Source organism: Pseudoduganella aquatica, from assembly GCF_020865585.1.
Taxonomy (GTDB): domain Bacteria; phylum Pseudomonadota; class Gammaproteobacteria; order Burkholderiales; family Burkholderiaceae_D; genus Rugamonas; species Rugamonas aquatica_A.
In genome coordinates, this window is sequence record NZ_CP086370.1 from 380536 (window position 1) to 399105 (window position 18570).

An 18570-nucleotide genomic window follows, 5' to 3' on the forward strand; every position below is an offset into this window, starting at 1 on the left:
GATAGTTATCAACAGGCGCCAGGAGGCTGTAATGGAGTTGCTGTCCCTGTTTTCCCATCCCATCATCCAGGGCCCCATGGCTGGCGGCAGCAATACGCCCGAGCAGGTTGCGGCGGTGTCGAATGCCGGCGCGCTGGGTTCGCTGGCTGGTTCGTTGCTGTCGCCGGATGCGCTGCGCAGCCAGGTGGCGGCCATCCGCGCGCTGACGGACCGCCCTTTTTTGATCAATTTCTTCGTCCAGGGAACGCCGTCGCCGGATGCCGCCAGCGTGGAAGCTGCGAAAACGCTGCTGAAACCGGTTTACCAGGAGTTGGGCTGGAGTGAATTGCCCACGCCCGCCAAGTGGTGCGAGGATTTCGCGGCCCAATTTGCCACTTTGCTGGAATTGCGGCCTGCCGTGGCGAGCTTTACTTTCGACATCCTCAGCCCGGTGCAGGTGGCCAGCTTGCATGCGGCCGGCATTGCCGTGATCGGCACCGTGACGACGATAGCCGAGGCGCTGGCCTGGCAGGCGGCGGGCGCGGATGCGGTGGTGGCGTCGGGAGTGGAGGCGGGCGGCCATCGCGGCACCTTCATCGGCGCGCAGAAGGACGCCACGCTGACCACTTTCGAACTGCTGCCCTCGGTGGCGGCGGCGGTGCGCATCCCGGTGATTGCGGCCGGCGGCATTATGGACGGCAAGGATATCCAGCGCGCACTGGCGGCCGGCGCTAAGGCTGTGCAAATGGGCACGGCTTTCCTGGTGACCAATGAATCCGGCATCCATCCGGCCTATAAACAGGCGCTGCTGACGGCGGGCGACCGTCCTACGCGGCAGACGCGCGCCTTTTCCGGCCGCTACGCGCGCGGCCTGGAAAACCGCTTCATGCGGGTGATGGCGGATGTGGAGCTGCAGGTGCCGGCCTATCCGGTGCAAAACGCGCTGACCGGCAGCATCCGCGCGGAAGCGGCGCGGCGCGGCGACACGGAATGGATGTCGCTGTGGTGCGGCAGCAGCGTGAACCGCGCGCGCGGCATGCCGGCGGCGCGATTGGTGGAAACCTTGCTGAAGGAAATGAAAGCAGGCTAAGCAGTCCAACACAGCTTAAGGAGTGGTCTTTGGAATCTGCAGGACAGTTCGACTACATCATCATCGGTGCCGGCACTGCCGGCTGTGTGCTGGCCAACCGCCTTACGCGCGATAAAAACGTACAAGTCCTGCTGATCGAGGCGGGCGGCAGGGACGACTACCTGTGGATACATATCCCGGTCGGTTATCTGCATTGCATCAACAATCCCCGCACCGACTGGCTGTACCGCACCGAGGCCGACGCCGGCCTGGGCGGGCGCAGCCTGATTTATCCGCGCGGCAAAGTGCTGGGCGGCAGTTCTTCCATCAACGGCATGATTTATATGCGCGGCCAGGCCGGCGACTACGACCGCTGGGCCGAGGCCTGCGGCGACGATAGCTGGCGCTGGGACGCGGTGCTGCCGCTGTTCCGCCAGAGCGAGGACCACCACGGCGGCGCCAGCGAGTTTCACGGCGCCGGCGGCGAGTGGCGGGTGGAAAAGCAGCGCCTGTCTTGGCAGATACTGGATGCTTTCCGCGATGCGGCCGAGCAGACCGGCATCCCGAAAGTGGACGATTTCAACCGGGGCGACAACCTGGGCTGCGCCTATTTTGAAGTCAACCAGAAGCGCGGCATACGCTGGAACACGGCCAAGGCCTTTTTGAAACAGGCATCGGCGCGGCCCAATTTCACCTTGATGACGGGCTGTCATGTGGAAAAGTTGCTGGTGGAGCAGGGAGAGCAGGGGCCGGTCTGCAAGGGCGTGGTCTTCACCGGCGGCGGCACGCAGTGGCGGGCGGACGTCAGGCGGGAAACCATCCTGGCGGCCGGTTCGGTGGGCTCGCCGGCCTTGCTGCAGCTGTCCGGCATCGGTCCTGCGGGCATGCTGCACGAACTGGGCGTGGCGCCGGTGGCGGATTTGTCCGGCGTGGGCGCCAATCTGCAGGACCATTTGCAGCTGCGCATGGTGTTCAAGGTGGATGGCGTGAAGACGCTGAATGTGCTGGCGGGGAACTGGCTGGGCAAGATGCGCATCGGCATGGAGTACGCGCTGTTCCAGAGCGGCCCGATGTCGATGGCGCCGTCGCAGCTGGGCGCTTTCGCCCGCTCGGACGCCGCCCAGGCCACGCCCAATCTGCAATACCACGTGCAGCCGCTGTCGCTCGAAAAGTTCGGCGACCCGCTGCACGCTTTCCCGGCCTTCACCGCCAGCGTGTGCAATCTGCGGCCCACTTCGCGCGGCCATATCCGCATCGCCAGCGCCGATTCCTATGCGCCGCCCAAGATCACGCCCATGTATCTGAGCACGCCGGAGGACTGCCAGGTGGCGGCGGACGCGCTGAAACTGACGCGCCGCATCGCCGCCGCGCCCGCGCTGGCGCCGTACCGGCCGCAGGAATTCAAGCCCGGCCCCGAGTTCCAGAGCGACGAGGAACTGGCGGCGGCGGCCAGCGCCATCGGCACCACCATCTTCCACCCGGTCGGCACCTGCCGCATGGGGCAAAAAAACGACACTCTGGCCGTGGTCGACAGCCAATTGCGGGTGCGCGGTGTAGCAGGACTACGGGTGGCGGACGCCTCCGTGATGCCATTTATTACCTCCGGCAACACCAATTCGCCGACCATCATGATCGCGGAGAAGGCCGCGCAGATGATACATTCCGCGTGGAATCGGACCTGATATTTTGAGCCAGATCAAGCCAGCTGGTTTGTAGCCAAACTTGCTAGCTTGATGGTATTTATACTGTATTGTTCATGATTTTTTTTGTGTGTATGATCGGTTGAAAATTTGGCAGTTTATAAAGAATAACCAGGAGATACGATGTCAAACTTCATCTTGGAAACAAGAAATTTGACCAAGGAATTCAAAGGTTTCACTGCTGTAAACGACGTGAATTTGAAGGTCCAGCGCGGCCACATACACGCATTGATCGGCCCCAACGGCGCCGGTAAAACCACCTGCTTCAACTTGCTGACCAAATTCCTGGTGCCGACCTCGGGCCAGATCCTCTTCAATGGCAAGGACATCACCGCCGCCAAGCCCGCCCATATCGCGCGCATGGGGGTGATACGCTCATTCCAGATTTCCGCTGTTTTCCCCCACCTGACCGTGCTGCAGAACGTGCGCATCGGCCTGCAGCGCCAGCTCGGCACCACCTTCCATTTCTGGCGCAGCGAAACTTCGCTGAACCAGCTCAACGCGCGCGCCATGGAGCTGCTGGCCGAGGTGGACCTGACCGAGTTCGCCGACACCGTCACGGTGGACATGCCCTACGGCCGCAAGCGCGCGCTGGAGATCGCCACCACGCTGGCCATGGAGCCGGAACTGATGCTGCTCGACGAGCCCACGCAGGGCATGGGCCACGAGGACGTGCACCGCGTAACCGAGCTGATCAAGAAGGTATCGGCCGGCCGCACTATTTTGATGGTGGAACACAATATGAACGTGGTGTCTGGTATTTGCGACAAGATTTCGGTGCTGCAGCGCGGCGCCATGCTGGCCGAGGGCAGCTATGCCGAGGTGTCGAAGAATCCGCAGGTGATGGAAGCGTATATGGGCACCGAAGCGGCCGAACTGGCGGGGGCGCACTGATGGCGGCCGCACTGGAAATCAGCAATCTGCAGGCGTGGTACGGCGAATCGCACATCCTGCACAACGTCAACATCACGGTGCAGCCGGGCGAAGTGGTGACACTGCTGGGCCGCAACGGCGCAGGCCGCACCACCACCTTGCGCGCCATTATGGGTTTGACCGGCGTGCGCAAAGGTTCCATCAAGGTCAATGGCGTGGAAGCCATCGATCTGCCGACGCATAAAGTGGCCCACCTGGGCATAGGCTATTGTCCCGAGGAGCGCGGCATTTTCGCCTCGCTGTCGACCGAGGAAAACCTGCTGCTGCCGCCGCAATTGGCGACCGGCGAGAAGGGCATGCCGATCGAGGAAATCTACGCCATGTTCCCCAACCTGGAGGAACGCAAGCACAGCCAGGGCACCCGCTTGTCCGGCGGCGAGCAGCAGATGCTGGCGGTGGCGCGCATCCTGCGCACCGGCGCGCGCCTGCTGCTGCTGGACGAGATCTCGGAAGGCCTGGCGCCGGTCATCGTGCAGGGCCTGGCGCGCATGATTACCACCCTGAAAGCCAAGGGCTACACCATCGTCATGGTGGAACAGAATTTCCGCTTCGCCGCTCCGTTGGCGGACCGGTTTTACGTGATGGAGCATGGTCAGATTGTTGAGACTTTTGCTGCATCGGAGTTGAGCGCCAAGATGCCGGTGTTGACCGAACTGCTCGGTGTCTGATTTTTACCGTACCACAACAAAACCCTTAAGGACGGAGACAAAAATGAAACTCAAAACTATCGCCACCGCAACCGCAGCAGTTTGCGCCCTGGGCCTGGCCTGCGGCGCGCAAGCCCAGGTGTCCGGCGACACCATCAAGATCGGCTTCATTACCGACATGTCCGGCCTGTATTCCGATATCGACGGCCTGGGCGGCGCGGAAGCGATCAAGATGGCCATCGCCGATGCCGGCGTGGTTATCGCCGGCAAGAAAGTTGAATTCATCTCCGCCGACCACCAGAACAAGGCCGACATCGCCGCGTCCAAGGCGCGCGAATGGTTCGACCAGCAGGGCGTGGACCTGCTGATCGGCGGCACCAACTCGGGCGCCAACCTGGCCATGGCCAAGGTGGCGGGCGAGAAGAAGAAGATCTTCATCTCCATCGGCGCGGGCTCGGCCCGCCTGACCAACGAGGAATGCACGCCTTACACCGTGCACTACGCCTATGACACCGTGGCGCTGGCGCGCGGCACCGGCGGCGCCATCTCCAAGCAGGGCGGCAAGAACTGGTACTTCATGACCGCCGACTACGCCTTCGGCGCGTCGCTGGAAAAGGACACGGCGGACGTGGTGAAGGCGGCCGGCGGCAAGGTGCTGGGCAGCGTCAAGCATCCGCTGTCGGCGTCGGACTTCTCGTCCTTCCTGCTGCAGGCGCAGTCGTCCGGCGCGCAGATCCTGGGCCTGGCCAACGCCGGCGGCGACGCCATCAACTCCATCAAGGCGGCCAACGAGTTCGGCATCACCAAGAAGATGAAGCTGGCCGGCCTGCTGATCTTCATCAACGACATCCACTCGCTGGGCCTGAACACCACCCAGGGCATGTATCTGACCGACGGCTGGTACTGGGACCTGAATCCCGACACCCGCGCCTGGTCCAAGCGCTACTTCGAGAAGATGAAGAAGGAGCCGTCCATGCTGCAGGCGGCCGACTACTCGGCCACCGCCAACTACCTGAAGGCCGTGAAAGCGGTCGGCACCGACGATTCGGACAAGGTGATGGCGCAGCTGAAGAAAACGCCGATCAACGACATGTTCGCCAAGGGCGGCGTGATCCGCCAGGACGGCCGCATGGTGCACGATATGTATCTGATGGAAGTGAAGAAGCAGTCGGAATCGAAATATCCTTGGGACTACTACAAGGTGGTGGCCACCATTCCGGGCGACCAGGCTTATGTGACCAAGGCCGAAACCAAGTGCGCGCTCTGGAAGTAATCCAGTAGCGCGCCCGCGCCGCGTGCGTGGCGGGTTACGGCGCTGTGCGCCTAACCCGCCCTACTCCCTTTGGAAAATGTGTAGATATGGATATATTCGGCGTCCCCCTGCCTGCAATGATGAGCCAGCTGCTGCTGGGCCTCGTCAACGGCTCCTTCTATGCCATGCTGTCGCTCGGCCTGGCCGTGATCTTCGGCTTGCTGAACGTGATCAATTTTTCCCACGGCGCCCTGTACATGATGGGCGCTTTCCTGGCCTGGATAGGCATGACGTATTTCGGCCTGAACTACTGGGCCATGCTGGCGCTGGCGCCCATCGTGGTCGGCATCTTCGGCATCATCATCGAGAAGACCATGCTGCGCTGGCTCTACAAGCTGGACCACCTGTACGGCCTGCTGCTGACCTTCGGCATCACGCTGGTGGTGGAGGGCGTGTTCCGCTCCTTCTACGGCGTGTCCGGCCAGCCGTTTGAAACGCCGGCGCTGCTGCAGGGCGCAACCGACCTGGGCTTTATGTTCCTGCCGAATTACCGCGGCTTCGTGGTGGTCGCCTCGCTCACGGTGTGCCTGGCCACCTGGTATGTGATCGAGAAAACCAAGCTCGGCTCCTATCTGCGCGCCGGTACCGAAAACCCCAAGCTGGTGGAAGCGTTCGGCATCAACGTGCCGCTGATGGTGACCCTGACCTACGGCTTCGGCGTGGCGCTGGCGGGCTTCGCCGGCGTGCTGGCCGCGCCGATTATCCAGGTGTCGCCGCTGATGGGCTCCAACCTCATTATCGTGGTGTTCGCGGTGGTGGTGATCGGCGGCATGGGCTCCATCATGGGCTCCATCCTGACCGGCCTGGCGCTGGGCGTGATCGAGGGCATGACCCGCGTGTTCTACCCCGAGGGCTCGGCCGTGGTGGTGTTTGTGGTCATGGTCATCGTGCTGCTGCTGCGTCCTGCCGGCCTGTTCGGCAAAGAGAAATAAGGGAACATCCATGAATAAGAAAATTGGCTATGCCATCGTTCTAGCCATTGCCCTGGCCGCGCCCTTTGTGGGCTATCCGGTGTTCCTGATGAAGCTGCTGTGCTTCTCGCTGTTCGCTTGCGCGTTCAACCTGCTGATCGGCTTTACCGGCCTGCTGTCCTTCGGCCACGCCGCCTTCTTCGGCGGCGCGGGCTATATGGCCGGCTATGTGCTGCGCGACCTGGGCTGGCCCTTCGAGCTGGGCGTGCTGGCCGGCGTGGCGGGCGCGGCGCTGATCGGCCTGGTGATGGGCAGCCTGGCAATCCGCCGCCAGGGCATCTACTTCTCCATGATTACGCTGGCGCTGGCGCAGCTGGTGTCCTACGTTGCGCTGCGCTCGCCGTTCACCGGCGGCGAGGACGGCCTGCAGGGCGTTCCACGTGGAAAGCTGTTTGGCGCCATCGACCTGGGCAACGACACCACCTTGTATTTCGTGGTGCTGGCCATCTGCGTGGCCGGCTTTGCGCTCATCGTGCGCACCGTGCATTCGCCGTTCGGCCAGGTGCTCAAAGCCATCAAGGAAAACGAGCCGCGCGCCATCTCCCTGGGCTACGACGTGGACCGCTACAAGCTGATGGCCTTTGTGCTGTCGGCCGCGCTGGCCGGCCTGGCCGGCGCCACCAAGACCGTGGTGCTGGGCTTTGAAACGCTGACCGACGTGCACTGGACCATGTCCGGCCTGGTGATCCTGATGACCCTGGTTGGCGGCATGGGCACGCTGGCCGGCCCGATGCTGGGCGCCGTCATCATCATCATGCTGGAAAACAAGCTGGGCGACATTGGCACCTTCCTGGCCCGCAACACCGGCGTGGAATGGTTCAACACGCTGGGCGAGGCGGTCAGCATGGTGACCGGCTTGATTTTCGTGGCCTGCGTGCTGCTGTTCCGGCGCGGAATAATAGGGGAAATCGTGGCGCGCTTCGGTCAGAAGAAGCTAGCCTGAATGAGCAAGAACGCCGGACTCGTCCGGCGTTTTTTTTGACTACCAATCTGCAAGATGGAGGAGACCCAATGAAAAATACAATCCGCATCGCCAGCAAGCTTACCCTGATCGCCGCCGCCGTCGGCACGCTCGCGTCCTGCGGCGACAACAGCAACACGCCGGAGGAACTGAACGTGCTGCCGTCCTACCTGAGCGCGGTCAGCAGCATCAGCTACGACGGCAGCTCGGACGACTTGCTGACGGCCGGCTTGGGCCGCACCGGCCTGGCCGCCGCCGCCGCGCCCGCCTACGCGGACCCACTGAAACCCACCCCGGCGGAACTGCGCCGCAACGCCATCTACGCCAACTACCGCGCCGTGCTCGACATCAGTGCCAACAGCGGCTGGGGCACCATGTACGGCCCCAACGTCAGCGCGGCCGGCGTGGCGGGAACAGGCGAGGGCAAGGTGGCCGGTACCGAATACATCGCCTACGCCGACGACGGCACTGGCAAGCAGAACGTGACCCTGCTGGTGCAGGTGCCGGCCACCTTCGACCCCATCAATCCCTGCATCGTCACCGGCACCTCCAGCGGCTCGCGCGGCATCTACGGCGCCATCGGCAGCGCGGGCGAGTGGGGCCTGAAGAACAACTGCGCCGTGGCCTACGCGGACAAGGGCAGCGGCACCGGCCTGTATACCTTCGAGGACGACAGCGTGAACCTGCAGAACGGCCAGCGCGCCACGCGCGCGGCGGCCGGCAAGAGCGCCAATTTCTCCCCGGCCTACACCGAGGCGGAACGCGCCGCCTTTGCCGCCAGCAACCCGGGCCGCGTCGCCTTCAAGCATGCGCACTCGCAGCAGAATCCGGAAAAGGACTGGGGCAAGATCACGCTGCAAGCGGTGGAGTTCGCCTACTACGTGCTTAACGAGCGCTACGGCCAGGTGGCCTCGGACGGCAAAAGCCACCTGGTGCGCCTGACGCCGAAGAATAGCGTGGCGATCGCTTCCAGCATCTCGAACGGCGCCGGCTCGGCTTTGCTTGCCGCAGAGCAGGACACCAAGGGCCTTATCAGCGCCGTGGCGGCCACGGAGCCGCAAATCCAGCCCAAGGTAGCCACCGGCTACGTTGTGCGCCTTGGCGGGGCTGCTGTGCCTTCCCAGGGGAAAGCCCTGTTCGACTATTCGACCTTTGCCGCGCTGTACCAGCCTTGCCTGGCCGAAGTCGCGTCGGGCGGACGCTGCAGCGCGCTGGCGGCGAAGGGCCTGCTCACCGGCGCCAGCCTGCTGGACCAGCAGAACGACGCCAAGGCGCGCCTGAAAGCCTACGGCTGGAACGCGGATGCCGAGGTGCTGCAGGCCTCGCACGCGGGCACCAACATCCTGGTGGCGGTCACGTATGCCTACGCCTACGGCAAGTTCAGCGCGCTCGACAAGGTATGCGGCTTCACCTTCGCGGGCGTGGACGCCACCGGCGCGCCGGCGGCCCTGACGGCCGCCGTGAAGGCGTCCAGCTTCGCCACGCAGAACGGCATTATCGGCAGCGTCATTTACGAGAACTCGGTGGGTGGGGCCAAGGCCTACAACCTGGGCGTGTCGCCGTCGACCAATGCGGCCGACCAGTCGCTGGACGGCTTCCTGTGCCTGCGCTCGCTGGCCACCGGCACCAATCCCGTGACGGGCGCCGCGCTCAGCGGCACGCTGGCGGACCAGAGCGCGCGCGTGAAGGCGGGCGTGGCGGAAGTACTGGCGAGCGGCAACCTGAAGGGCAAACCGGCGATTATCGTGGCCGGCCGCAGCGACGCGCTGATCCCGGTCAACCATGCCTCGCGCGCCTACCTGGGCCTGAACGCGACGGCGGAGGGCAGTGCCAGCAAGCTGCGCTATATCGAAGTGACCAACGCCAATCACTTCGATTCCTTCGCCAACGCGCTGCCGGCCAACGTGGTGCCGCTGCACGTCTACCTGTTCCGCGCGCTCGATGCGGTGTACGCCAATCTGCGTAATCCGACGGGGGCGCCGCTGCCGCCGTCGCAAGTGGTGCGCACCACCACGCGCGCCAGCAACGCGGTGCCGATCACCGTGGCCAACCTGCCGCCGATTGCCGCTTCCGCCGGCAACAACGCCATTACGGTGGGCAACAGCACGGTGGACGTGCCCAACTAAGCTCTACAGCGTAAGCTTTACAGCGCTGCGGCGTAGATCGCCCTGGCATCCGCGCGGCTCACGTCGCGCGGATTATTACCCAGCAGACGGGTTTGCAGCATGGCGTCGTCGGCCAAGCGGTCCAGGTCGCTCTCGGCGATGCCGACCTGCTGCAGGCTGCGCTCTATCCCCGAGATGATCGCAATTTGCTGCATGGCAACAATCAGCGCTTCCGATCTTGCCTCCACCGAACCTTCCGCATGCGGCACCACGATGGCGGCCAGCTCCGCGTACAGTGGCGCGGCCGCCGGTGCGTTGAAGCGCATCACATGCGGCAGCACCAGCGAATTCGACAAGCCGTGCGGCACATGGAAGATGCCGCCTATCGGATAGGCCAGCGCGTGCACGGCCGCCACCGGCGCGTTGGAAAACGCCTGTCCCGCCAGCATGGCGCCCAGCAGCATGGCCTGGCGCGCGGCCAGGTTGCCGCCGTTCTCGCAGGCCGGGATCAGGTTGCGCGACAGCAGCCCCAGCGCCTGGCGCGCCAGCATGTCCGACAGGGGGTTCTTTTTATGGCGGCTGGTGTAGGCCTCAATGGCGTGCACCATGGCGTCGATGCCGGTGGCGGCGGTCACCATGGGGGGCAGACCCGTCGTCAGTTCCGCGTCCAGGATGGCGAGGTCGGCATACAGCTGCGGCGCCACCACGCCCATCTTGGTGGTCTCGCCGGTGGTGACGATGGCGATATTGGTGACCTCTGAACCGGTGCCGGCGGTGGTGGGGATCTGCACCAGCGGCAGGCGCTGGCCCTGCACATTGCCGATGCCGTAGATGGCTGACAGCGGCTGCTCGCTGCCCGCCAGCACGGCGATCAGCTTGGCCACGTCCATCGAGCTGCCGCCGCCCAGGCCGATCACCACATCGGACGCGTGCCCGCGCGCTGCGGCCACGGCGGCCAGCACCACGGCCTCGGGCGGATCGGCCACCACGTCCGAATAGATTTTCACGTGAAATCCTGCGGCCGCCAGGCTGTCGGCGGGCGCTTGCACCAGGCCGGTTTTCAGGAAGCCGGGGTCCGTCACCAGCAGCACGCGCTGCGCCGACGGAAAGCGGGCGCGCACCAGCTCGCCCAGTTTGCGGGTCGCGCCCAGTTCTGAAACGATGTGGGCTACGGTGCTGAAAGCGAAGGCGGGGAAATCATTCATGGCGTGATCGTGGTCGGCGTGGAATGTTGGCATTCCAGCTTACACCAAAACCTGCCGGGCCGAGGCGGGCGGCGGCGCGCTTTCTTCCGTACAATGATGGCCTCTTTGTTTCCGCGCGAGCGGGTGTCTGGTGGGTGTGATGGTTGAATATCTGGTGTTGGGTGTGGCGGCTTTTTCGGCGGGTCTGGTGGATGCGGTGGTGGGCGGGGGCGGGCTGATACAGATCCCGGTGATCTTCTCGGTGTTCCAGGGGACGGCGCCGGCTACCTTGCTGGGCACGAACAAACTGGCTTCCATCTTCGGCACCGCCGCCGCCGCTGTCAACTACGCGCGCCGCGTGCGCATCGCCTGGTCGACCGCCGCGCCGGCTTCCGTCTCGGCGCTGGTGTTTGCCTTTCTCGGTGCTTACACTGTCACCCGCATTCCGGCCGACTTTATGCGCGGCCTGCTGCCGGTGGTGCTGATCGCGGTCGCGGCCTACACCTTCTGGAAGAAAGACCTGGGCAGCGTGCACGCGCCGCTGCACAGCGGCGTGCGCGAGCAGGTGTGGGCGGTGATCATTGGCGCGGCGATCGGCTTCTACGACGGCTTCTTCGGCCCGGGCACCGGCAGCTTCCTGGTGTTCCTGTTCGTGCGCTTCTTCGGCTTCGACTTCCTGGCGGCGTCCGCCGTGGCCAAGGTGGTCAATGTGGCGTGCAACTTTGCCGCGCTGGTGTGGTTTGGCTACAGCGGCCACCTGATCTGGCAGCTGGGTTTGATGATGGCGGTGTGCCAGGTCTGCGGCTCCATCCTGGGCACCAAGCTGGCGCTCAAGCACGGCAGCGGTTTCGTGCGCCGCCTGTTCCTGGTGGTGGTGACGATACTGATCTTCAAGTCGGGTTATGACGCTTTCCTGAAGTGATTGTTTCACGTGGAACAGTGGATGAGGGCGCTTCGGCGCCCTTTTTTACGTCCCCAGCTCAACAAAGGCGAATGTTCCACGTGAAACAATGGGCCATTCCATGCCTAAATTTTTGCCTAAAAAAGTCGCAGCAGCAAAAAGACTCTATAATCTGGTCTCATCCCTCGCACTTACCCCATTACCAAAATGTTATTTCCTACCCAATTCGACGTCATCGTTGTCGGCGGCGGTCATGCCGGCACCGAGGCGGCCCTCGCTTCTGCCCGCATGGGCCAGAAGACGCTCTTGCTCACGCATAACATAGAGACGCTGGGCCAGATGTCGTGCAACCCATCCATCGGCGGCATCGGCAAAGGCCATCTGGTCAAAGAAGTCGACGCGATGGGCGGCGCCATGGCGATTGCCACGGACGAGTCGGGCATCCAGTTCCGCATCCTGAATTCCTCCAAGGGCCCTGCCGTGCGCGCCACCCGCGCCCAGGCCGACCGCATTCTGTACAAGCAGGCCATCCGCTCGCGCCTGGAAAACCAGCCCAATCTGTGGCTGTTCCAGCAGGCCGTGGACGACCTGATGGTGGAGGGCGACCGCGTGGTTGGCGCCGTCACCCAGATCGGCCTGAAGTTCCTGGCCCCGGCCGTGGTGCTGACCGCCGGCACTTTCCTGGACGGGAAGATCCATGTCGGCCTGCAGAACTACTCGGCCGGCCGCGCCGGCGACCCGCCTGCGATCTCGCTGTCGGCCCGCCTGAAGGAGCTGAAGCTGCCGCAGGGCCGCCTGAAAACCGGCACGCCGCCGCGCATCGATGGCCGCAGCATCGACCTGTCGGCCATGACCGAACAGCCGGGCGACCTGGATCCTGTGCCGGTGTTTTCCGTGATGGGCAACACCGCCATGCACCCGCGCCAGATGCCGTGCTGGGTCACGCACACCAACACCAAGACGCACGACATTATCCGTGCCGGCCTGGACCGCAGCCCCATGTACACCGGCGTGATCGAGGGTGTCGGGCCGCGCTATTGCCCGTCCATCGAGGACAAGATCCACCGCTTCTCGTCCAAGGAATCGCACCAGATTTTCCTGGAGCCGGAAGGCCTGACCACCAACGAGTTCTACCCGAACGGCATCTCCACCAGCCTGCCATTCGACGTGCAGATTGAACTGGTGCGCTCGATGAAGGGCATGGAAAACGCGCACATCCTGCGTCCCGGCTACGCCATCGAATACGACTATTTCGACCCGCGCGGCCTGAAGGCGTCGCTGGAAACCAAGGCCGTTGGCGGCCTGTATTTCGCGGGCCAGATCAACGGCACCACGGGCTACGAGGAAGCGGCCGCGCAGGGCATGCTGGCCGGCATCAACGCTGCGCTGCAGACCCAGGGCAAGGAGTCCTGGACCCCTGCCCGCTCGGAAGCCTACCTGGGCGTGCTGGTGGACGACCTGGTCACGCAGGGCGTGCAGGAGCCGTACCGCATGTTCACCAGCCGCGCCGAGTACCGCCTGAGCCTGCGCGAAGACAACGCGGACATGCGTTTGACCGAGATCGGCCGCAAGCTGGGCGTGGTCGGCGATGCGCAGTGGGAAGCCTTCGACCGCAAGCGCGAAGCCGTGGCCAAGGAGCTGGAGCGCCTGCGTTCCACGTGGGTGAACCCGCGCATCCTGGCGGCGGACGAGTCCGAACGCGTGATCGGCCAGGCCATCGAACGCGAGTATTCGCTGGCCGATCTGCTGCGCCGTCCGGGCGTGGCCTACGACAAGCTGATGACCATGTCCGGCCTGGAAGGGCAGGCCCTGGCCGGCCCCGGCGTGAACGACGCGGCGGTGCAGGAACAGGTGGAAATCCAGCTCAAATATTCGGGCTATATCGACCGCCAGAGCAAGGAAGTGGAGCGCCACGAGCACTACGAAAACCTGAAACTGCCGGAAGGTTTCAACTACCTGGAGATCACCGCGCTGTCGGTGGAAGTGCGCCAAAAACTGCATGCGCAGCGCCCGGAAACCCTGGGCCAGGCTTCGCGCATCTCGGGCGTGACCCCGGCGGCGATTTCGCTGCTGCTGGTGCACTTGAAAAAGACCGGTTTCGGCGGTTTCGTGAACTTGAAAGATGAGGCTGTGCAATGAAGGTATTCGACCGGGTAGCATTGGCCGAAGTGTTGAAGCAGGGGGTGGCGGAGCTGGCGTTGGAGCTGTCCGCCGCGCAGCAGGAGCAGCTGCTGGATTACCTGGCGCTGCTGAACAAGTGGAACAGCGTCTACAACCTGACCTCGGTGCGCGATCCGATGCAGATGATGACGCTGCATTTGCTGGACTCGCTGGCCGCCGTGCCGGCCTTCCAGGATGCGCAGAACGTGCTGGACGTGGGCGCGGGCGGTGGCTTGCCTGGCGTGGTGCTGGCGATCTCCAAGCCGGACATGAAGCTGTCCATGATCGATACGGTGCACAAGAAAACCGCCTTCCTGACGCAGGTGAAGGCGGAGCTGGGCCTGGCCAACGTGACGGTGTACACCAAGAAGGTGCAGGATCTGGAAGTGAAGCAACCCTTCGACGTGATCACGTCGCGCGCCTTCGCGGACCTGAGCGACTTCGTGAACTGGTCCGGGCACCTGCTGGCCGAGGGTGGCCGCTTTATCGCGCTGAAAGGCACGGCGCCGCAGGACGAGCGCGAGCGCCTGCCGGAGCCGTGGAAAGTGGAGCGGCTGCAGGCCTTGAAAGTGCCGGGGCTGGAGGCGGAGCGCCACCTGGTCTTCATCAACAAGGCTTAATAATTTATACGGTATAAACCATTTATACCGTATAAATGAAATAAACAATATAAACGATTTATACCGTATAAACGATATAGCGAATAAGAAGAGTACATGGCCAAAATTTTTTGTGTAGCGAATCAAAAGGGCGGCGTGGGAAAAACCACCACCACGGTCAACCTCTCCGCCGGACTGGCCAAACTGAACCAGCGCGTGCTGCTGGTGGACCTGGACCCGCAGGGCAACGCCACCATGGGCGCGGGCGTGAACAAGGCCGGGCTGACCGCCTCGACCTATGAGGTGCTGCTGGGCCAGACCGACGTGGCCACGGCGCGCCAGCGTTCGGAAGCAGGGCGCTTCGACGTGCTGCCGTCCAACCGCGAGCTGGCCGGCGCGGAAGTGGAGATGGTGGAGCTGGACAACCGCGAACGCCGCCTGAAGGATGCGCTGGCCGCCGTCGACAAGGAGTACGACTTCATCCTGATCGACTGTCCGCCCGCGCTGTCCATGCTGACGCTGAACGGCCTGTGCGCCGCGCACGGCGTGATCATTCCCATGCAGTGCGAGTACTACGCGCTGGAAGGCTTGTCCGACCTGGTGAACACCATCAAGAAGGTGCACGCCAACCTGAACCCGGACCTGAAGATCATCGGCCTGCTGCGCGTGATGTTCGATCCGCGCATGACGCTGTCGCAGCAGGTGTCGGCGCAGCTGGAGCAGCACTTCGGCGACAAGGTCTTCAAGACCATCATCCCGCGCAACGTGCGCCTGGCCGAAGCGCCGTCCTACGGCATGCCCGGCGTGACCTTCGATCCATCCTCCAAGGGCGCGCAAGCCTACATCGCCTTCGGCGCGGAGATGGTCAAGCGTATCAAGAAGATGTAACCGGACGGACTAATCAAAAATGGCAACCAAGAAACTGAAAGGCCTGGGACGCGGCCTGGACGCCCTGCTGGGCGGCGACGGCGATCCATCCAACCCGGCTTCGAACGGCAGCGCGCCGAGCGAGCTGGCGGTAACACAAATGCAAGCGGGCAAATACCAGCCGCGCACGCGCATGGACGAGGGCGGCCTGGCCGAGCTGGCCGCCTCGATCAAGACCCAGGGCATCATGCAGCCCATCCTGGTGCGTCCTGTCGGCAAGGACAAGTCCGGCCTTGTAAAATATGAAATCATCGCCGGCGAGCGCCGTTTCCGCGCGGCCCAGCTGGCCGGCCTGGAGCAGGTGCCGGTGCTGGTGCGCGAGGTGGACGACAAGACCGCCGCCGCCATGGCGCTGATCGAGAACATGCAGCGCGAGGACCTGAATCCGCTGGAAGAGGCGCAGGGCATCTCGCGCCTGATCTCGGAATTCGATTTCACCCACGAGCAGGCGGCCACCGCCGTCGGCCGCTCGCGCAGCGCCGTTTCCAATCTGCTAAGGCTGATCAACCTGGCGGCGCCGGTGCAGACCATGCTGATGGCGGGCGATATCGACATGGGCCATGCGCGCGCCCTGCTGGCGGTCGATGCCGCCACGCAGATCACGCTGGCCAATGTTGTTGTGGCAAAACGTTTGTCGGTGCGCGAGACGGAAAAGCTGGTGCAGCGGGCGCAGGAGGAGCAATCCGAACAGTCCGAGCGCAAGCAGAAGGAAAAATCCGGCGACATCCTGCGCCTGGAGGAAGAGCTGGCCGACCTGCTGGCCACGCCGGTGGTGTTCAAGATGGGAAGCAAGGGCCGCGGCCAGATGGTGATCGACTTCGCCGACCTGGATGTGCTTGATGGTTTGTTAAGCCGTTTGCGCGGCTGATAGCTGGACTCGACATCTGGGGTCAGACCCAAAGGGTCTGACCCCGGCCCTTTGCCTGGTAGCGCGCACAGCATGCGCCAACTTGGTGCATCCCCCCAAAAACCGTATCTTTCTTGCCCAAACGGCCATGTTGCAGCGCACCATGTTTGACCAAACTAAGCAAATCCTAATATAATCCCGTGTCTTTAGGTGTATACGCTTTCTCTGGGAACCTGGCAAGTGAGTGATTTTACGCAGAACATTGCCTCCCCCGTGTTTAAAGTTGTTGCCTTGCAGTTCACAATCGCCACGTTTTTTTCCGCCGCCACAGCTTACTTTGGCAGCGTTGAGAGAGGCTGGTCTGCCGCTTTGGGCGGAATGATCGCAGTCATCGGGAGCCTGGTGTACGCGATCATCGTCGCGGGCGGAACGAATGACGCGAAAAAAGCGTTTCAGCGGCACTTCCGCGCTGAAATGACTAAGGTTTTTATCACGGCAGCGCTGTTTATTGCCGCGCTGGTGCTGTTTCCGTCGGCCGCTTGGTTATGGCTGATCATAGGTTTCGCGGTGGCGACCCTCGCATACTGGTTCGCACTGCTAGCAGTTTAATTAACAAAATCTGACAAACATTATGACCACTGAACACGGGGGCCACGCGGCTCCGGCTAACGCCACAGAGTATATTCAGCACCACTTGTCGCACCTGCGCAATGCGGACAACACCATCAACCTGGACACGTTCTGGGTTTCGGCGCTTCTGGGCCTGGTGTTCCTGGGCATCTTCTACATGGCGTCCAAGCGCGCCACCGCCGGCGTGCCGGGCAAGCTGCAGAACTTCGTTGAATGGGTCATGGAACTGGTCAACGACACCGTCAACTCGGCCTTCCACGCCAAGAGCAAGGTGATCGCCCCGCTGGCCATCACCATCTTCGTCTGGGTCTGGCTGATGAACGCGATGGACTTCCTGCCGGTTGACCTGCTGCCGAAAGTGCTGGAATTCTTCGGCGTCTACAAGCTGCGCGTGGTGCCGACCGCCGACGTGAACCACACCTTCGGCATGTCCTTCTCGGTACTGCTGTGCATTATCGCCTTCTCCATCAAGGCCAAAGGCGTGGGCGGCTGGACCAAGGAACTGTTCACCGCGCCATTCCACGCCCACGGCGCCATGGCCATCGTGCTGGCCCCCGTGAACTTTGTGTTCCAGATGATTGAGCTGGTGGCCAAGCCTATCTCGCTGGCGCTGCGACTGTTCGGCAATATGTACGCCGGCGAACTGATTTTCATTCTGATCGCGTTGTTGCCTTGGTGGGCGCAGTGGCTGTTGGGTGGTCCATGGGCAATCTTCCACATTCTGATTGTAACTCTGCAAGCTTTTGTGTTTATGGCGTTGACGGTTGTGTATCTGGCCCTCGCGGTTGAGAAGCACTAATCAGCAACTTTATATTTGTTTTTTTAGTATCTTTCGTTTTTTTTAAATTAGGAGAATTACATGCAAGCTCTGATCGCACAAGTACAAGGTATGACCGTTCTGGCCGTGGCTATCATCGTTGGTCTGGCCGCTATCGGCACCGCACTGGGCTTCGCCATTCTGGGCGGCAAATTCCTGGAAGCGTCGGCACGTCAACCTGAACTGATGCCACAACTGCAAACCAAGCTGTTCGTTATCGCTGGTCTGCTGGATGCGATCTCGATGATCGGTGTTGGTGTTGCTCTGCTGTTCACGTTCAACAACCCATTCCTGACCGCTGTTCTGGCTGCTCACTAATCTTCGCTCCAAGCGGGGAAACTTTTTAGGAGCAAGGTATGGACATTAATATGTCGCTCATCGGCCAGATGATCACCTTCGGGGTGCTCGTATGGTTCTCGATGAAATTCGTATTCCCAGCGTTGAATGCAACGCTGGACGAGCGTGCCAAGCGTATCGCCGATGGTCTGGCTGCGGCCGACCAAGGCAAGGCTTCGATGGAAATCGCTGAAAAGCGCGCCGCCGAAGCCCTGTCCTCCGCCCGTGACGAAGCTGCCCAGCGCGTCTCGGACGCGGAAAAGCGTGCGCAACTGGTTGCCGAAGAAATCAAGGCCAACGCCAAAGCCGAAGCGGACCGCATTATTGCGCAAGCCAAAGCGGAAGCCGACCAGCAAGTTACCCAAGCCCGCGAAGCACTGCGCGCCCAGGTAGCCGACCTGGCGGTCAAAGGCGCCGAGCAGATCCTGAAGCGCGAAGTCACCGCGTCGGCCCACGCCGACCTGCTGGCCCGCCTCGCGACTGAGCTGTAAT

General features: G+C 62.9%; 18 protein-coding genes. 17 read left to right on the plus strand and 1 reads right to left on the minus strand.

Annotated features, from left to right (window positions below; all coding sequences use genetic code 11):
- The first annotated feature begins 31 nt into the window (after positions 1 to 31).
- The 8 genes from KT882_RS01630 (at position 32) to KT882_RS01665 (ending at position 9698) form a co-directional block, all read left to right on the plus strand.
- On the plus strand, positions 32 to 1069 hold the full coding sequence (locus KT882_RS01630; RefSeq protein WP_228894194.1) for an NAD(P)H-dependent flavin oxidoreductase: 1038 nt from the start codon (positions 32 to 34) through the stop codon (positions 1067 to 1069).
- A gap of 29 nt (positions 1070 to 1098) precedes the next feature.
- Positions 1099 to 2730, plus strand: coding sequence for a GMC family oxidoreductase (locus KT882_RS01635; protein WP_228894195.1), 1632 nt, complete (start codon positions 1099 to 1101; stop codon positions 2728 to 2730).
- A gap of 141 nt (positions 2731 to 2871) precedes the next feature.
- Positions 2872 to 3642 (plus strand): ABC transporter ATP-binding protein, encoded by a 771-nt coding sequence (locus KT882_RS01640; RefSeq protein WP_161070259.1) that lies wholly within the window; start codon positions 2872 to 2874, stop codon positions 3640 to 3642.
- On the plus strand, positions 3642 to 4349 hold the full coding sequence (locus KT882_RS01645; RefSeq protein WP_228894196.1) for an ABC transporter ATP-binding protein: 708 nt from the start codon (positions 3642 to 3644) through the stop codon (positions 4347 to 4349). Before KT882_RS01640 ends, KT882_RS01645 begins: the two co-directional genes overlap by 1 nt.
- A gap of 43 nt (positions 4350 to 4392) precedes the next feature.
- Entirely contained in the window at positions 4393 to 5601 is a 1209-nt protein-coding gene (locus KT882_RS01650) for an ABC transporter substrate-binding protein (protein WP_161070257.1), read from the plus strand.
- Between the two features lie 86 nt (positions 5602 to 5687).
- Positions 5688 to 6572, plus strand: a complete 885-nt coding sequence (locus tag KT882_RS01655) for a branched-chain amino acid ABC transporter permease (RefSeq protein WP_161070256.1) — start codon at positions 5688 to 5690, stop codon at positions 6570 to 6572.
- Between the two features lie 10 nt (positions 6573 to 6582).
- Positions 6583 to 7554, plus strand: a complete 972-nt coding sequence (locus KT882_RS01660; protein ID WP_161070255.1) for a branched-chain amino acid ABC transporter permease — start codon at positions 6583 to 6585, stop codon at positions 7552 to 7554.
- A 68-nt stretch (positions 7555 to 7622) separates the two neighbouring features.
- Positions 7623 to 9698, plus strand: coding sequence for a D-(-)-3-hydroxybutyrate oligomer hydrolase (locus tag KT882_RS01665; protein WP_228894197.1), 2076 nt, complete (start codon positions 7623 to 7625; stop codon positions 9696 to 9698).
- A 17-nt stretch (positions 9699 to 9715) separates the two neighbouring features.
- Here the strand turns inward: KT882_RS01665 and KT882_RS01670 are convergent, their stop codons facing one another.
- Entirely contained in the window at positions 9716 to 10882 is a 1167-nt protein-coding gene (locus tag KT882_RS01670) for an iron-containing alcohol dehydrogenase (protein ID WP_228896825.1), read from the minus strand.
- Positions 10883 to 11021: 139 nt separating this feature from the next.
- Between KT882_RS01670 and KT882_RS01675 the strand changes: the two genes are divergently transcribed.
- The 9 genes from KT882_RS01675 (at position 11022) to KT882_RS01715 (ending at position 18569) form a co-directional block, all read left to right on the plus strand.
- Positions 11022 to 11783: a sulfite exporter TauE/SafE family protein gene (locus tag KT882_RS01675; RefSeq protein WP_161070253.1), complete on the plus strand. Its 762-nt coding sequence runs from the start codon at positions 11022 to 11024 to the stop codon at positions 11781 to 11783.
- A gap of 186 nt (positions 11784 to 11969) precedes the next feature.
- Positions 11970 to 13901 carry a tRNA uridine-5-carboxymethylaminomethyl(34) synthesis enzyme MnmG gene (gene mnmG, locus KT882_RS01680; protein ID WP_161070252.1) on the plus strand — a complete coding sequence of 644 codons (1932 nt, stop codon included), beginning with the start codon at positions 11970 to 11972 and terminating at the stop codon, positions 13899 to 13901.
- The gene (gene rsmG, locus KT882_RS01685) at positions 13898 to 14542 is read left to right on the plus strand and encodes a 16S rRNA (guanine(527)-N(7))-methyltransferase RsmG (RefSeq protein ID WP_161070251.1); all 645 of its coding nucleotides are present in this window, start codon (positions 13898 to 13900) and stop codon (positions 14540 to 14542) included. The genes mnmG and rsmG overlap by 4 nt, the downstream gene beginning before the upstream one ends.
- A gap of 96 nt (positions 14543 to 14638) precedes the next feature.
- Positions 14639 to 15409: a ParA family protein gene (locus KT882_RS01690; RefSeq protein ID WP_161070250.1), complete on the plus strand. Its 771-nt coding sequence runs from the start codon at positions 14639 to 14641 to the stop codon at positions 15407 to 15409.
- 19 nt (positions 15410 to 15428) lie between these two features.
- A complete protein-coding gene (locus tag KT882_RS01695) occupies positions 15429 to 16316 on the plus strand; it encodes a ParB/RepB/Spo0J family partition protein (protein WP_161070249.1) in 888 nt (295 codons plus the stop codon).
- Positions 16317 to 16535: 219 nt separating this feature from the next.
- Positions 16536 to 16904, plus strand: a complete 369-nt coding sequence (locus KT882_RS01700) for an ATP synthase subunit I (RefSeq protein WP_228894198.1) — start codon at positions 16536 to 16538, stop codon at positions 16902 to 16904.
- Positions 16905 to 16926: 22 nt separating this feature from the next.
- Entirely contained in the window at positions 16927 to 17724 is a 798-nt protein-coding gene (gene atpB, locus KT882_RS01705) for a F0F1 ATP synthase subunit A (protein WP_161070248.1), read from the plus strand.
- Between the two features lie 60 nt (positions 17725 to 17784).
- Positions 17785 to 18060, plus strand: a complete 276-nt coding sequence (gene atpE / locus KT882_RS01710; protein ID WP_161070247.1) for a F0F1 ATP synthase subunit C — start codon at positions 17785 to 17787, stop codon at positions 18058 to 18060.
- A gap of 38 nt (positions 18061 to 18098) precedes the next feature.
- On the plus strand, positions 18099 to 18569 hold the full coding sequence (locus KT882_RS01715) for a F0F1 ATP synthase subunit B (RefSeq protein ID WP_161070246.1): 471 nt from the start codon (positions 18099 to 18101) through the stop codon (positions 18567 to 18569).
- Position 18570: the final 1 nt, after the last annotated feature.

What these genes read in the sequence shown, in the direction of transcription:
- KT882_RS01630 (WP_228894194.1), top strand. Translation starts at nt 32, where the DNA reads ATGGAGTTGCTGTCCCTGTTTTCCCATCCCATCATCCAGGGCCCCATG.
- KT882_RS01640 (WP_161070259.1), top strand. Translation starts at nt 2,872, where the DNA reads ATGTCAAACTTCATCTTGGAAACAAGAAATTTGACCAAGGAATTCAAA.
- KT882_RS01645 (WP_228894196.1), top strand. Translation starts at nt 3,642, where the DNA reads ATGGCGGCCGCACTGGAAATCAGCAATCTGCAGGCGTGGTACGGCGAA.
- KT882_RS01650 (WP_161070257.1), top strand. Translation starts at nt 4,393, where the DNA reads ATGAAACTCAAAACTATCGCCACCGCAACCGCAGCAGTTTGCGCCCTG.
- KT882_RS01655 (WP_161070256.1), top strand. Translation starts at nt 5,688, where the DNA reads ATGGATATATTCGGCGTCCCCCTGCCTGCAATGATGAGCCAGCTGCTG.
- KT882_RS01660 (WP_161070255.1), top strand. Translation starts at nt 6,583, where the DNA reads ATGAATAAGAAAATTGGCTATGCCATCGTTCTAGCCATTGCCCTGGCC.
- KT882_RS01665 (WP_228894197.1), top strand. Translation starts at nt 7,623, where the DNA reads ATGAAAAATACAATCCGCATCGCCAGCAAGCTTACCCTGATCGCCGCC.
- KT882_RS01670 (WP_228896825.1), bottom strand. Translation starts at nt 10,882, where the DNA reads ATGAATGATTTCCCCGCCTTCGCTTTCAGCACCGTAGCCCACATCGTT.
- KT882_RS01675 (WP_161070253.1), top strand. Translation starts at nt 11,022, where the DNA reads ATGGTTGAATATCTGGTGTTGGGTGTGGCGGCTTTTTCGGCGGGTCTG.
- mnmG (WP_161070252.1), top strand. Translation starts at nt 11,970, where the DNA reads ATGTTATTTCCTACCCAATTCGACGTCATCGTTGTCGGCGGCGGTCAT.
- rsmG (WP_161070251.1), top strand. Translation starts at nt 13,898, where the DNA reads ATGAAGGTATTCGACCGGGTAGCATTGGCCGAAGTGTTGAAGCAGGGG.
- KT882_RS01690 (WP_161070250.1), top strand. Translation starts at nt 14,639, where the DNA reads ATGGCCAAAATTTTTTGTGTAGCGAATCAAAAGGGCGGCGTGGGAAAA.
- KT882_RS01695 (WP_161070249.1), top strand. Translation starts at nt 15,429, where the DNA reads ATGGCAACCAAGAAACTGAAAGGCCTGGGACGCGGCCTGGACGCCCTG.
- atpB (WP_161070248.1), top strand. Translation starts at nt 16,927, where the DNA reads ATGACCACTGAACACGGGGGCCACGCGGCTCCGGCTAACGCCACAGAG.
- atpE (WP_161070247.1), top strand. Translation starts at nt 17,785, where the DNA reads ATGCAAGCTCTGATCGCACAAGTACAAGGTATGACCGTTCTGGCCGTG.
- KT882_RS01715 (WP_161070246.1), top strand. Translation starts at nt 18,099, where the DNA reads ATGGACATTAATATGTCGCTCATCGGCCAGATGATCACCTTCGGGGTG.